This window comes from Pseudomonas sp. (assembly GCF_048269965.1).
Taxonomy (GTDB): domain Bacteria; phylum Pseudomonadota; class Gammaproteobacteria; order Pseudomonadales; family Pseudomonadaceae; genus Aquipseudomonas.
Genome location: NZ_JBLWTV010000003.1, coordinates 187,738 through 199,967, shown reverse-complemented (window position 1 = coordinate 199,967; position 12,230 = coordinate 187,738). Strand labels below are relative to the sequence as shown.

The 12,230-nt window shown below is 58.2% G+C and carries 16 protein-coding genes and 1 pseudogene; 11 read left to right on the top strand and 6 right to left on the bottom strand.

Features of this window, described 5'->3' with window-relative positions; all coding sequences use genetic code 11:
- Nucleotides 1–9: 9 nt before the first annotated feature.
- The 4 genes from ACN0X6_RS05120 to ACN0X6_RS05105 all read left to right on the top strand — a co-directional run bounded on the left by ACN0X6_RS05120 (nucleotide 10) and on the right by ACN0X6_RS05105 (nucleotide 2,703).
- On the top strand, nucleotides 10–765 hold the full coding sequence (locus ACN0X6_RS05120) for a hypothetical protein (protein WP_417702592.1): 756 nt from the start codon (nucleotides 10–12) through the stop codon (nucleotides 763–765).
- A gap of 176 nt (nucleotides 766–941) precedes the next feature.
- Nucleotides 942–1,712, top strand: a complete 771-nt coding sequence (locus ACN0X6_RS05115; protein ID WP_417702591.1) for a hypothetical protein — start codon at nucleotides 942–944, stop codon at nucleotides 1,710–1,712.
- A 5-nt stretch (nucleotides 1,713–1,717) separates the two neighbouring features.
- On the top strand, nucleotides 1,718–2,221 hold the full coding sequence (locus ACN0X6_RS05110; RefSeq protein ID WP_417702590.1) for a hypothetical protein: 504 nt from the start codon (nucleotides 1,718–1,720) through the stop codon (nucleotides 2,219–2,221).
- 35 nt (nucleotides 2,222–2,256) lie between these two features.
- Nucleotides 2,257–2,703, top strand: a complete 447-nt coding sequence (locus tag ACN0X6_RS05105; protein WP_417702589.1) for a hypothetical protein — start codon at nucleotides 2,257–2,259, stop codon at nucleotides 2,701–2,703.
- 10 nt (nucleotides 2,704–2,713) lie between these two features.
- Here ACN0X6_RS05105 and ACN0X6_RS05100 read toward each other — a convergent pair whose 3' ends face one another.
- Nucleotides 2,714–3,034 carry a type II toxin-antitoxin system RelE/ParE family toxin gene (locus ACN0X6_RS05100; RefSeq protein WP_417702588.1) on the bottom strand — a complete coding sequence of 107 codons (321 nt, stop codon included), beginning with the start codon at nucleotides 3,032–3,034 and terminating at the stop codon, nucleotides 2,714–2,716.
- On the bottom strand, nucleotides 3,031–3,267 hold the full coding sequence (locus tag ACN0X6_RS05095; protein WP_012018538.1) for a type II toxin-antitoxin system ParD family antitoxin: 237 nt from the start codon (nucleotides 3,265–3,267) through the stop codon (nucleotides 3,031–3,033). Before ACN0X6_RS05095 ends, ACN0X6_RS05100 begins: the two co-directional genes overlap by 4 nt.
- Before the next feature lie 87 nt (nucleotides 3,268–3,354).
- Here ACN0X6_RS05095 and ACN0X6_RS05090 point away from each other — a divergent pair, with 87 nt between their 5' ends.
- A complete protein-coding gene (locus ACN0X6_RS05090) occupies nucleotides 3,355–3,558 on the top strand; it encodes a type II toxin-antitoxin system MqsA family antitoxin (RefSeq protein ID WP_417702587.1) in 204 nt (67 codons plus the stop codon).
- 181 nt (nucleotides 3,559–3,739) lie between these two features.
- Here ACN0X6_RS05090 and ACN0X6_RS05085 read toward each other — a convergent pair.
- Nucleotides 3,740–3,835: pseudogene (locus tag ACN0X6_RS05085) on the bottom strand (type II toxin-antitoxin system mRNA interferase toxin, RelE/StbE family); the annotation flags it as partial.
- 57 nt (nucleotides 3,836–3,892) lie between these two features.
- Nucleotides 3,893–4,117 (bottom strand): hypothetical protein, encoded by a 225-nt coding sequence (locus ACN0X6_RS05080; protein WP_417702586.1) that lies wholly within the window; start codon nucleotides 4,115–4,117, stop codon nucleotides 3,893–3,895.
- Between the two features lie 682 nt (nucleotides 4,118–4,799).
- Here ACN0X6_RS05080 and ACN0X6_RS05075 point away from each other — a divergent pair.
- Complete coding sequence (locus ACN0X6_RS05075) at nucleotides 4,800–6,161, top strand: UDP-glucose dehydrogenase family protein (RefSeq protein WP_417702585.1); 1,362 nt, start codon at nucleotides 4,800–4,802, stop codon at nucleotides 6,159–6,161.
- Nucleotides 6,162–6,203: 42 nt separating this feature from the next.
- Nucleotides 6,204–7,043 carry a UTP--glucose-1-phosphate uridylyltransferase GalU gene (galU, locus tag ACN0X6_RS05070; RefSeq protein ID WP_192980816.1) on the top strand — a complete coding sequence of 280 codons (840 nt, stop codon included), beginning with the start codon at nucleotides 6,204–6,206 and terminating at the stop codon, nucleotides 7,041–7,043.
- 48 nt (nucleotides 7,044–7,091) lie between these two features.
- Here the strand turns inward: galU (ACN0X6_RS05070) and ACN0X6_RS05065 are convergent, their stop codons facing one another.
- Nucleotides 7,092–7,514 carry a VOC family protein gene (locus ACN0X6_RS05065; protein WP_192980815.1) on the bottom strand — a complete coding sequence of 141 codons (423 nt, stop codon included), beginning with the start codon at nucleotides 7,512–7,514 and terminating at the stop codon, nucleotides 7,092–7,094.
- Between the two features lie 72 nt (nucleotides 7,515–7,586).
- On the opposite strand from ACN0X6_RS05065, the gene gorA reads away from it, so the two are divergent.
- The 4 genes from gorA to galU (ACN0X6_RS05045) all read left to right on the top strand — a co-directional run bounded on the left by gorA (nucleotide 7,587) and on the right by galU (ACN0X6_RS05045) (nucleotide 10,986).
- Entirely contained in the window at nucleotides 7,587–8,945 is a 1,359-nt protein-coding gene (gene gorA, locus ACN0X6_RS05060) for a glutathione-disulfide reductase (RefSeq protein ID WP_417702584.1), read from the top strand.
- A gap of 7 nt (nucleotides 8,946–8,952) precedes the next feature.
- Entirely contained in the window at nucleotides 8,953–9,576 is a 624-nt protein-coding gene (locus ACN0X6_RS05055) for a trimeric intracellular cation channel family protein (RefSeq protein ID WP_192980813.1), read from the top strand.
- Between the two features lie 2 nt (nucleotides 9,577–9,578).
- Complete coding sequence (locus ACN0X6_RS05050; RefSeq protein ID WP_417702583.1) at nucleotides 9,579–9,959, top strand: VOC family protein; 381 nt, start codon at nucleotides 9,579–9,581, stop codon at nucleotides 9,957–9,959.
- A gap of 163 nt (nucleotides 9,960–10,122) precedes the next feature.
- On the top strand, nucleotides 10,123–10,986 hold the full coding sequence (galU, locus tag ACN0X6_RS05045) for a UTP--glucose-1-phosphate uridylyltransferase GalU (protein WP_417702582.1): 864 nt from the start codon (nucleotides 10,123–10,125) through the stop codon (nucleotides 10,984–10,986).
- A gap of 317 nt (nucleotides 10,987–11,303) precedes the next feature.
- Here the strand turns inward: galU (ACN0X6_RS05045) and ACN0X6_RS05040 are convergent, their stop codons facing one another.
- Nucleotides 11,304–11,846: a hypothetical protein gene (locus tag ACN0X6_RS05040; RefSeq protein WP_417702581.1), complete on the bottom strand. Its 543-nt coding sequence runs from the start codon at nucleotides 11,844–11,846 to the stop codon at nucleotides 11,304–11,306.
- Between the last annotated feature and the right edge of the window lie 384 nt (nucleotides 11,847–12,230).

The following is a 12,230-nucleotide window of genomic DNA, read 5'->3' as shown; positions in this document are numbered from 1 at the left end:
GGCTCTAACATGCCGACGTCAAAAGATGATAAGAGAAAGAATTCTATTAAGGTCGTGAATGTGGGTAAAGGTAAAGAAAAGTCGAGTAAGAAGTTTTTTGCCCAAGACGCTTATATGTTGATAGTGGGCGTTGCTTTTTTGGCGTTTATTGCTATTGCACTGCTTTACTTGTACAGATTTAACGGCGGGTTAAGTGATAAGCAAGAGGTTTGGGGTCAGTTTGGCGATTTTTTGGGGGGCAGCCTTAACCCCATGCTAGGCTTTTTGACAGTTATAATATTGGTAAGCACTCTGAAAACGCAGAGGAGGGAGTTGAGAGACACGAAAAAGGCACTAAAAATCAATAATAGACTTATCAAAGGTCAGCTGAAGTTTGTGGAGTTGCAGGCGCTGGAAAACACGTTCTTCAAGTTGCTGGAAGACTTTGATAAGGATCCTTTTGTAGTAAAATGCAGGGAGCCTGGTCAGAATATAAATATATACTGCGGCGTTTATAAAATAAAGGATGAAGTTGTTGACTCTCCAAAGGGGGTTGAAGTATTTGGTAGTTGCGTTGATGGTGTGTCGCTTGGGCAGTTTAGGTATATAGTAATTGATAAGTTTCTGTCCATGGTCTCTCTTGCCAGTAGGCTGGATAATAATCAGATCCATTTCAAGCTGATGCAGACTGCGGCTGGGATAAGATTGGTTTCTGCGATGGTTCACCATTCCAAAAAACTACCATCTGCTTATGAGTTGTTTAAAAAAGGCTCGGCCTTTGCTTAATGGGCTGCATCATGAGTTTGTTTTTGATCAAGATGTGGCAAAAGATTTTCTTTCTAAAGGTGAGTATAGCGATTTCTTGTTGAATGATGCGAGAAATCAAGCGCGTTTGGAGAGGACGTATCAAATAATAATTGATAAAAAAGACTCGTGAATTTGGTGGTTTGCATGGAGGCACTATGAAAGGCGACTGGGAAGACGCACCAGACTATCTCCGTAGCAAGAAAAAGCCCGGTCCATGGCGAATGGTGGCCATCCTGGGCGTGGGCTCCGCGATTACCTGGGGCATGATCGCGCTGTTTGCCAAGCCAATCGTGATCAATGTGGATCAGCTCAAGCAGGCGATCCACATAGACGGCAAACCCCTGTTCAGCCAGCAACCGGCGCCACAGCCCTATAGCGAGCCGGAAGAGCCTATAAGGCTGCCATCCATTCCCATCGATCCACCCGCGCAACGGGTTGCATACGAGCCGGCAAGCCAGCCTCAGCAACATGCGTCGATCCAGTGGACGGAGGAAGAAAAGGCGAGGGCGATTGCCAGCTCTCAGAACGTGTTCATTGACAAGAACTACACGCCCAAGCAGCCGGCCAGCACCTACACACCGCCCGCAACCCATCGCATAGCCCAGGCACCTCAGCAGACGCAGCAGCGCCAAGCCCAACAGGTAAGCCGCGAGCGTACAGCTAGATGGATCAAGAGCTGGAACGGCGGCACGAACTACCTGGCGGAATGGCTATCGGTGAACAACTACATCGACGGCACGAGCGTCTGCGCCAACCACCGACGCGGATCTATCGACTACCGCGAATGCCGCAAGGCAGCCAAGCAGCACTTTCACGAACAGTGCAGAACCTGGCGTGCCCGCTATGACAGTGACCGCAAGAAAAACAGTGATCGCATGAAGACACGCTATTGCTCTGCGGCGAGCAGTTTTAATCCGATGGGGTAGCAGAATTGAACGCTATTAAGATTTTCTCTTCAGTATTGATGCTGGTATGGGGTGGGGCGGTTATGGCTGATGAAATTTCAGATGATATGTATGGCGTGATTTCGCTGGCTGTTTATGGCTCAGAGTACACGGCGGTAGTCAAAGACGTTTCAAGCGTGGAAGTGACTGATTATAGACCTGTAAGTGAAGGATCGATGGATCGCTATGCTTTCAAACCGTATCGATTGACCGTGGAATTGGTTCAAGCGATTGATGGGCAGGTGCCTGATAATTTCGATCTTATAACAATTGCTCTGAAGTCGAAGCCGATGGAGCTGAAGCAAGAACCTTATGTCGTAAGCTTCTGTCGGACTGCAGGTGGTCAGTATTTTGTACCGGGGCCGCTCAGTCGGTTTGAGGCTACAGCAGGAGTGATTGATGCAGTAAAAGAAATGGCCGAAGACAAGAAACTGAATCCGCCTGAAGGTGGGTGTGTGGCCAATAACAAATTTTATATTCCGCTCGATTGAGTATGGGTTGACTAAATACAGGGCTGGAGGAATTTGTGGCGAAAAAGATTTTTGGAGCTATCGAGATCAAGCACGGCGTCACAAAGCGTAGCGTGATAATGTTCTGGGGAGTTGCTGTATCAGTTGTTTTGTACGTGATGTCAATGCCGATCAATGCAAAAGAAACAAATTTGTTCTTTAGTATGGTGAGCTTCGGAGTGGTGTTATTTGCTGGTGGAGCTGCATATCATATGATTTCACTTATGATTGAGTGTCCGCAGACTGATAAGAATTTCGACGACTGGATTAAACTGGTTGAGCTTTTGATAAAGGTTTATATGGGATTTGCTGTCGTCGTCATGAGCTTGGGAATAGGGCTCTACTTGAGAGGAGTGGCGGGGTTTTTCGTTTTGCTTTTGGGGTATGCGGCTGGCTTAGTTTGGGCGAGTCATAAGTTAATCGACTCGCACAAGTTTATTAAGGCTGTCATTGAAAACAGTTGATGCGCTGTGTTTATTGTGACCGTAGCCAAGCTGGTATGTCCTTGGCATCATGCAGCACGCGCCAAACGTCGATATGGGTGTCTTGCTCGACATAGAACACAAGGTAGGGATAGCGCTGGAGTGGCCAGGAGCGTAGGCCGGGCAGATCCAGTTCATGGGCGTAGCGAGCGGAGCCGGAAGCAGGGTGGCGGCTGATCTGCTTATACGCTCGCTCCAGGGCATCAATAAAGCCTAGTGCTGCTTTCTCGGCTTGTTCATCGAGGTAGTAGGCAAGGGCGCTGTCTACGTCTCTATTTGCTAGCTCACGCGGGATGATGGGCTTTTGCTTCATCCTTGAGCGTTCCGCACGCGGGCACGGAGCGATTCGAAGTAGTCCGCGTCAGCAGGGGCGGCGGGAGCAGATGCAGCACCGGCAAGCAGCAGGCCACGAAGGTGTTGGCGGTCTTGATCCTTGCGAATCAATTCGCGGACGTATTCGCTGCTGGTGCCGTATCCGCGCTGGTTTACTTGCTCATCAACGAAGCTTTTGAGGGCGTCCGGCAGGGAGATGTTCATGGTGCTCATTGGGCATGCCTCTTGCCAAATTTTGCCAAAGTCTACACCCGTTGGCGTGCTTCATGGAATGATGGCCGCTCACGTGCGGAGGTGCCTATGAAGTGTCCTGTTTGCGGTAGCGCGGATCTGGTGCGGGAAAAGCGAGACATGCCCTATACGTATCGGGAGCAGGCAACGGTTATCACCGAGGTCGAGGCTGACTGGTGCAACGCTTGCGGAGAGGCATTGACTGGCCCGGAGCAGAGCGAAAGGGTGATGGCTGCAATGAAGCGTTTACGGCTGCAGGTCGATGCAGGCTAGGGCGCTCAGGTGTCGAAATCATAGAGCCGAATAGCAACTAATCGATCAGGCGAGGGGAGCGTAAAGCCTGTATTGAGCGGGTTTGGCACATTCACCGCCACTTTCGCAAAGCCCTGCTGGGAAACCTGCAGGGCTTTTTTGCTTTCTGGCTGTCGACAGGTGTCGAAAGTCCGGTTAACTCCTAACGCGACCAGATGCGGGGCACTTTGACGGTCTGTTCATCCTGCAGCACCTGAAGGACCAGGCGATGCTGAATGTTGATACGTCTGGAGTCAGCTCGCCAATATCACTAAAAGCATGTGTTCCAGCGATAGGGGAGAGGTTGGACAAAGGGTCACTGAATGTTGACTGACAGGGCACGCTTGGTGGCGGGGTTGAAGACTTCGTCGCGCAGAATACGAAGGTCTACAGCGTCCTGATTCAGGCGGTGAATCAGTCGAAGCATGTGCTGGCGTAGGACCTCGTCTCGGGTGTTCTCAGCGGCGCGCATCAAGGCGAAGGCGGCGTCCTCGTTGTTGGCTGCGATGGAGTCCAGCGTCTTGCGTACATTGCGAATCAAGGTGAAACCCTCGTTTTAGAGGGCTGCAAGGTAACTGGCGAGTGTTTCTGAAATATTGCAATGCATCAGCGAGCGGACGGATGGATGCCGGGAAACCTGGCTGCCGTCATGAACCTGCAATGCAGCAGAGCGATAGTAAGCCTGCACTCCACGAAAGTTGGTGCAGCTCATACTTCTATTAGGCAAGGCCAACCTCCATGGTTGGTCTTTTTTTTGCCAGTTTTTTTGCAACCCAGCCCCGTACACCCACGCTCGCGCAGGCTGGCGAAGCATCGCTGGTTGGCGGGCTGCACTGGCCTGGATTCGGCAGCGGCAAGCCGTTTCCTTCAGGGAAATCTGAAGAAGCCGTCATTCCCGCGCAGGCGGGTGCTCGTTTTCTAGGCTCCCGCCTTCGCGGGCGTGACGATAAGTGGCTTTTTCGTCGTTAGCCTGAACGGTTGGCTGTCTGACACGGCCCCGTTTCAAGCCGGGGTGCTGAAGTGGGCTGTAGCCAGCAGCCCGCGAGGGGCACGAAAACGGCTGACGTGCCGGTGCTGCCCTTGGCCATGGCGGCGAAGCTACAGCCACATTGGCCAATACCTGCCGAAACGGTGGGGCGCTTGTCATCATTGTTTCGTCGTTCCGTCATATCGCTGCCACCGCGATTGGTTGCAATCGCAGCAAAGGCCGAGAGGATGCTGCGATGCAGATATGCGTGATTGGAGCAGGATACGTAGGTTTGGTGACGGCGACCTGTTTTGCCGAGATGGGCAATCAGGTGGTCTGCGTCGAGCGAGATCCGCAGCGCGTCGCGATGCTTTCGCGAGGAGAAGTGCCGATCTATGAACCTGGCCTGGAAGCGATGCTCAAGGCGCAGCTGGCCGGCGGGCAGCTCAGTTTCACCTCGCAGCTGAAGGCCGGCATTCGCCGTGCCGAGGTCATCTTCATCGCGGTGGGCACGCCCAGTGGCGAGGACGGTTCGGCCGACCTGAGTCATGTCCTGGCGGTTGCCGACGAGCTGGGTGAACGACTCGATCATGCCTGTCTGGTCGTGGACAAATCCACGGTGCCGGTGGGCACCGCCGAGCGTGTGGCGCAGCGCATCAACGCCGGCCTGGCGCGTCGGGAACAGCGGGCTCGGGTGACCGTGGCGAGCAATCCGGAGTTTCTCAAGGAAGGTTCGGCGGTCGAGGACTTCATGCGCCCCGACCGGGTCATCGTCGGCTGTGACGAGGAACGTGGGCGCGAGCTGCTGCGCCGGCTGTATGCGCCCTTTCTGCGCAATCACGACCGCCTGTTGTGCATGGGCGTGCGCGCCGCGGAGTTCAGCAAGTACGCGGCCAATGCCTTTCTGGCGACCAAGATTTCCTTCATCAACGAGATGGCGGGTATCTGCGCGCGGCTGGGTGTGGATATCGAGGAGGTGCGGCGTGGCATCGGCAGCGACCGGCGTATCGGTACGCACTTCATCTATGCCGGCTGCGGTTATGGCGGCTCGTGCTTTCCCAAGGACGTTAAGGCGCTGATCCGTACGGCCGAGCACGAGGGCATCGAACCTGGAATCCTGCGTGCAGTCGAGGCGCGCAATGCGCTGCAGAAGACTCTGCTGTTCCAGGCCTTGCGCGAGCATTTCAATGGCCACTTGCAGGGGCGGGTCGTCGCGCTCTGGGGGCTGGCATTCAAGCCTGGTACTGACGATCTGCGTGAAGCGCCCAGCTTGGTGCTGCTCGACGCACTGCTGACCGCCGGCGCCAAGGTGCAGGCTTGCGATCCGGCCGCCACGGCCGCTGTGGCTGCACGTTATCCATCGGCCATCGCGGCGGGGCAACTGGTGCTGAGTGAATCCCCCTATGCCGTCGCCCAGGGTGCCGATGCGCTGGTGCTGGTGACGGAGTGGAAGCAGTTCCGTCAGCCGGACTTCCCGCGTATTCGCGGTGCGATGCGCATGCCGGTGCTGTTCGACGGACGTAATATCTATGACGCCGATCAGCTGGCGGAGCTGGGTTTTCTCTATCGCGGCATCGGACGACCTGCAAGCGGCAGTTGTAAGGCCAGCGCGGCTTGATAGACTGGGCGCGCATTCCAACCGTCCCCACTAGGGAGTCCCATGATCAAGAAATGCCTGTTCCCCGCTGCCGGCTACGGCACGCGCTTCCTGCCTGCTACCAAGGCTATGCCCAAGGAAATGTTGCCGGTGGTGAACAAGCCACTGATTCAATACGGGGTTGAAGAGGCACTCGAGGCTGGCCTCAACCAGATCTCCATCGTCACGGGGCGCGGCAAGCGCGCGCTGGAAGACCACTTTGACGTGAGCTACGAGCTCGAACACCAGATCAAGGGCACCGATAAGGAGAAGTACCTGGTTGGCATTCGTCGTCTGATCGACGAGTGCAGCTTCTCCTACACCCGTCAGGTCGAGATGAAAGGCCTGGGCCACGCCATCCTCTGCGGTCAGCCGCTGATCGGTGACGAGCCGTTCGCCGTGGTACTGGCCGACGACCTGTGCCTGAACCTGGAAGGCGATAGCGTGCTGGCGCAGATGGTCAAGCTGTACAACCAGTTCCGCTGCTCCATCGTGGCGATTCAGGAAGTGCCGAAGGACGAAACATACAAATACGGCGTGATCGCTGGCGAGATGATCCGCGATGACATCTACCGCGTCAGCAACATGGTGGAGAAACCCAAGCCCGAAGACGCGCCGTCGAACCTGGCGATCATCGGCCGCTACATCCTCACCCCGGACATCTTCGACCTGATCCGCAGCACGCCGCCGGGCAAGGGTGGCGAGATCCAGATCACCGACGCGCTGATGCGCCAGGCCCAGCAGGGCTGCGTGATGGCGTACAAGTTCAAGGGCCAGCGTTTCGACTGCGGTAGCGCCGAGGGTTACATCGACGCGACCAATTTCTGCTTCGAGCACCTGTACAAGACCGGCAAGGCGTTCTGATACGCCCGTAGGTCAACGAAACGCCGCCTTCGGGTGGCGTTTTGCATTTCAGGGAATGGGCATTTTCTCCGATCCGGGGCCGAGCGGCTGGCCGTAGCTGAACTCCACGTAGTTGCCGGCCGGGTCGCGCAGGCCGCAGTAGTAACCGACCGGGTAGGGTTCGTCGCGTGGCGGCCAGATCAGGCAGCCGTCGCTTTCGGCCAGGGCGGCGATGCGGTCGACGTCCTCGCGGCTGCTCAGGGCAAAGCCGAAGTGGCTGTAGTCGTTGGCCGCCAGGTTCCTGTCCTGGCCGCCGGGCATGATCACGAAGATGAACTGGTGTTCCTTGCCCGGCTCGGCCATCCAGACGATGCGTGTGCCCTTGCCGGGGCGCTCGTGGATCACCTGCATGGCGCAGAAACGCTGGTAGAAGGCGATGCAGGCGTCGAGATCGGGGACGTGCAGGGCAAGATGGGTCAGGGTAGGGCGCATGTTCTTCACCTCCGACGTTCAGCTTAGCGCGGGCCTTTACGGTATGCTCCTCGTCTGCCAAGGAGATACCCCATGAGTCACGACTTCGACCTGTTCGTTATCGGCGCCGGTTCCGGCGGTGTGCGTGCGGCGCGCTTCGCCGCAGGTTTCGGTGCCCGCGTCGCGGTCGCCGAGAGCCGCTATCTGGGCGGTACCTGCGTCAACGTCGGCTGCGTACCGAAAAAGCTGCTGGTGTACGGCGCGCATTTCGCCGAAGACTTCGAGCAGGCCTCGGGTTTCGGCTGGTCGCTGGGTGAGGCGAACTTCGACTGGACGACGCTGATCGCCAACAAGAACCGCGAGATCGAGCGCCTCAATGGCATCTACCGCAATCTGTTGACCAACAGCGGCGTCAGTCTGTTCGAAGGCCACGCGCGCATCGTCGACGCTCATACCGTCGAAGTGAACGGCCAGCGTCACAGCGCCGAGCGCATCCTGATCGCCACCGGCGGCTGGCCGCAGATTCCCGATATTCCTGGCCGCGAACACGCCATCAGCTCCAACGAAGCCTTCTTCCTCAAGCAACTGCCCAAGCGCGTACTGGTGGTGGGCGGCGGCTATATCGCCGTGGAGTTCGCCTCGATCTTCCATGGCCTGGGCGCGCAGACTTCGCTGCTCTATCGCGGCGAGCTGTTCCTGCGTGGCTTCGACGGTGCGGTGCGCCAGCACCTGCGCGAGGAACTGAGCAAGAAGGGCCTGGACCTGCAGTTCAACGCCGATATCGCCAGCATCGAGCGCCAGGCCGATGGCAGCCTGGCCGCGACGCTCAAGGACGGCCGCGTGCTGGAGGCCGATTGTGTGTTCTATGCCACCGGTCGCCGGCCGATGCTCGACAACCTGGGCCTGGAAAACGTCGAGGTGAAGTTGGACAAGCGCGGCTACATCGAGGTGGACGATCTGTTCCAGACCTCCACGCCGTCGATTCTCGCCCTGGGTGACGTGATTGGCCGCGTGCAGCTGACGCCGGTGGCGCTGGCCGAGGGCATGGCCGTGGCGCGCCGGTTGTTCAAGCCCGAGGAATACCGGCGGCTGGATTACAGCATGATCCCCACCGCCGTATTCAGCCTGCCGAATATTGGCACCGTTGGCCTGAGTGAAGAGCAGGCCATCGAAGCCGGGCACCAGGTGAAGGTCTTCGAGAGCCGCTTCCGGCCGATGAAGCTGACGCTGACCGAAAACCCGGAGCGCACGCTGATGAAGCTGGTGGTCGATGCCGACAGCGACCGCGTGCTCGGTTGCCATATGGTCGGGCCGGAGGCGGGTGAGATCGTTCAGGGCCTGGCTGTCGCCCTGAAAGCAGGCGCGACCAAGCAGATCTTCGACGAGACCATCGGCGTGCATCCGAGCGCCGCCGAGGAGTTCGTCACCCTGCGTACGCCGGTCAGCCGCTGAGGGCAGCATGGAAACGCTTTTCTATGTCGCCGACCTGTTCGGCGTTGCGGTGTTCGCCATCACCGGTGCGCTGATGGCAGGGCGCAAGTCCATGGACCTGTTCGGCGTGCTGGTGATGGCCATCGTCACCGCGCTGGGGGGCGGTACGCTGCGTGACCTGATTCTGGACAACCATCCGGTCAGCTGGATTCGTGACGACACCTACATCCTGGTCGCCTCACTGGCGGCGCTGGGCACCGTGGCCTGGGTGCGCATGACCCGGCCGATTCACGAGAAAGGTCTGCTGATCGCCGATGCCTTCGGCCTGGCCGTGTTCACCGTGTATGGCACCGAGCTGGCGCTGCAGAGTGGTACGCCGATCAGCACGGCGGTGATCATGGGCGTGATGACCGGCGTGGTCGGCGGGGTGATTCGCGATGTGCTGTGCAACGAGATCCCGCTGATCTTCCAGAAGGAAATCTATGCCACGGCTTGCATCGCCGGCGCGCTCACCTTTATCGGCCTGCGCGCCCTGGGCACGCCGCACTGGCTCGATACCGCCGCGGCGATGTTCGTGGTGCTGGCCGCACGTCTGGCGGCGATCCACTGGCATCTCGGCTTGCCACGTTTTCATCTGCTGGACAGGCATTGAACATGATCGAGAGACTGGACCATCTGGTGCTGACGGTGGCGGACATCGACATCACCGTCGATTTCTATGAGCGCGTGCTGGGCATGCGCCACGAGCGCTTCGGCGCCGGGCGCAGCGCCTTGGTATTCGGCCAGCAGAAATTCAATCTGCATCAGGCCGGGCGTGAGTTCGAGCCCAAGGCGATCAAGCCGACCCCGGGCGCCATCGATCTGTGCCTGATCACCCTGTGGCCGCTGGAGCGAGTCATGGCTCATCTGGCCGAGCAGGGCGTGACGGTGGAAGAGGGGCCGGTGGCGCGTACCGGCGCCGTCGGGCCCATCGAGTCGGTGTATTTTCGCGACCCGGACGGCAATCTGATCGAAGTGAGTCGTTATCCCGCCTAGGGATGGCTTCTTGCTTGCAGCGGCACCTCGGCATCTGCGTGCTGAGGTGCCGAACTGCACAAGAAGTGCAGCAGCGAAACGCCGCCTGCTGAAATATCTTGAACCGCAACGGTTCTGAGCGGGTCAGGTTCTATTACCGAGTCACTCAATTGGTACAGAACCCATGATCAAGAAATGTTTGTTTCCCGCCGCCGGTTACGGCACCCGCTTTCTTCCCGCGACCAAGTCGATGCCCAAGGAAATGTTGCCGGTGGTCGACACCCCGTTGATCCAGTACGGTGTCGAAGAAGCCCTCCAGGCCGGGCTCAATGAAATCGCCATCGTCACCGGTCGCGGCAAGCGCTCGCTGGAGGATCACTTCGACATCAGCTACGAGCTGGAGCACGAGATCTCCAACACCGGCAAGGAAAAATCCCTGAGTGGCGTTCGTCACCTGATCGATCAATGCACCTTTTCCTACACCCGCCAGGTGGAGATGAAGGGCCTTGGCCACGCCATTCTGACCGGGCGCTCCCTGATCGGCGATGAGGCCTTCGCCGTGGTGCTGGCCGACGACCTGTGCCTGAACCTCGACGGCGACGGCGTGCTGAGCCAGATGGTCAAACTCTACGAACAGTTCCGCTGCTCCATCGTCGCCATCCAGGAAGTGCCGATGGAGGAGGTGTCACGCTATGGCGTGATCGCCGGTGAGGCGCTGCGCGACGATATCTTCCGCATCGACAGCATGGTGGAGAAACCCAACCCGGAAGACGCACCCTCGAACCTGGCGATCATCGGCCGCTACATCCTCACGCCCGACATCTTCTCGCTGATCGAACAGACCGAGCCGGGCAAGAGCGGCGAAATCCAGATCACCGATGCCCTGATGAAGCAGGCCCAGCAGGGCTGCGTGCTGGCCTACAAGTTCAAGGGTCGCCGCTTCGATTGTGGCTCGGCTGAAGGCTACGTGCAGGCCACCAACTTCTGCTTCGAGAATCGCCACAAGACCCATCCGGTTACTGCCAACCCGCGACTCAAGGCTGTCTGAGCGCTTGGCCAGACGCCGAAGGTGCTCAGTGATCAGAGATTGCGTGCCGAGGACGCCGCCCGCAGCGCTGTCGCCAACTCAACGGCTCGGGGCCGGGCCTGCCTGACTTCAGGTAGGGGCAACAACGCCTCGCGAGAACTGTCAGGAGGTACCAGCCCCCGGTGGGTGAAGGCCGCGCGGGCTTCCATGACGTTGGTTGTCCCGGTATCGATGGCAGGTCAATGCCGCTGGCAGCGATTGCACTGTCGTTCAATGGAGCGTGAGTCAGTGGCCGGCCTTCACATGTTTGAGCCGCAACGCTTGGCGGGTGGTCCGTCTCATATCCTCGCCGACGGCAGTTGTAGCCAGACCGAGAAGCCCCCCAGCACGACCCAGAAAATAATGAACAGCCAGGGCGAGCGAAGGGAAAACAGCAGGGATTTGCGGTTGCTGTTTCTGCTTGCCTCCTGTTCGCTGAATAGCGGCGAGTCGTCATAGGCCGGGCCGAACTCGGGATCACTGCGCAATAGCTGTTCCTGCTTGTACTGCCAATGCCCGACTATCATTGCCGATGCCTTGATGCCTGGCCAGGCATGCAGTGAGCTCATGACCCCCAGCAGGGCGAGAAGAGCAGGCACCACCAGAGTAAACAATGCACCCCAGTGCTCGTTCGCGTTGGCCATGGACGATGCGTAGGCGATGACCAGAAACGACTGAGCCGACAGATAGGCATTGGTGCGCCCTGCCAGCAGGCTCTTCTCGAACTGGATTTCCCGTCGATAGAAATCGAGCCGTTCCTTGGGACTGCCGAACAGCAGTGACTCGCAATGATCGCTCCGTTGCGCATAAGCTTCGGGGCTGATGATTCGTGAGGTTTTCATGGTGGATCAATTATCGATGGCTCGGGGGAATGATCGCCGGGGCGTTCTGCCGTTCGGCTCGGTGAGTAAACTGATCGCGTTACATCGCTCCTTTTGTCTCTGCTGCAACGGCCCCTCCACCAGCGGTCAACGAGCTGTCTTGCCCGTCAGCAGGGTGCTTGGCTCGGCCTGGATACCGATTTGCACGGCGCGTGCCTGACCTTCCCTGGGCAGGCATTCGGCATGCCGAACACGCCGTTGATCCCATCTCCGGAATAGCCCTGGATGCGTCGAACGCCCCACGGGTCGAGACGCTCAACGATAGAATCTGCAACTGTCCTGCTCAGGAAGGCTCGCCCGACCTACAGCGCCGAAGCGGGACGCCATGAATGGATTAGTCCGTTT

Coding starts and splice junctions, on each gene's coding strand:
- ACN0X6_RS05120 (WP_417702592.1), top strand. CDS start 10: ATGCCGACGTCAAAAGATGATAAGAGAAAGAATTCTATTAAGGTCGTG.
- ACN0X6_RS05115 (WP_417702591.1), top strand. CDS start 942: ATGAAAGGCGACTGGGAAGACGCACCAGACTATCTCCGTAGCAAGAAA.
- ACN0X6_RS05100 (WP_417702588.1), bottom strand. CDS start 3,034: ATGAAGCAAAAGCCCATCATCCCGCGTGAGCTAGCAAATAGAGACGTA.
- ACN0X6_RS05095 (WP_012018538.1), bottom strand. CDS start 3,267: ATGAGCACCATGAACATCTCCCTGCCGGACGCCCTCAAAAGCTTCGTT.
- ACN0X6_RS05090 (WP_417702587.1), top strand. CDS start 3,355: ATGAAGTGTCCTGTTTGCGGTAGCGCGGATCTGGTGCGGGAAAAGCGA.
- ACN0X6_RS05075 (WP_417702585.1), top strand. CDS start 4,800: ATGCAGATATGCGTGATTGGAGCAGGATACGTAGGTTTGGTGACGGCG.
- galU (WP_192980816.1), top strand. CDS start 6,204: ATGATCAAGAAATGCCTGTTCCCCGCTGCCGGCTACGGCACGCGCTTC.
- ACN0X6_RS05065 (WP_192980815.1), bottom strand. CDS start 7,514: ATGCGCCCTACCCTGACCCATCTTGCCCTGCACGTCCCCGATCTCGAC.
- gorA (WP_417702584.1), top strand. CDS start 7,587: ATGAGTCACGACTTCGACCTGTTCGTTATCGGCGCCGGTTCCGGCGGT.
- ACN0X6_RS05055 (WP_192980813.1), top strand. CDS start 8,953: ATGGAAACGCTTTTCTATGTCGCCGACCTGTTCGGCGTTGCGGTGTTC.
- ACN0X6_RS05050 (WP_417702583.1), top strand. CDS start 9,579: ATGATCGAGAGACTGGACCATCTGGTGCTGACGGTGGCGGACATCGAC.
- galU (WP_417702582.1), top strand. CDS start 10,123: ATGATCAAGAAATGTTTGTTTCCCGCCGCCGGTTACGGCACCCGCTTT.
- ACN0X6_RS05040 (WP_417702581.1), bottom strand. CDS start 11,846: ATGAAAACCTCACGAATCATCAGCCCCGAAGCTTATGCGCAACGGAGC.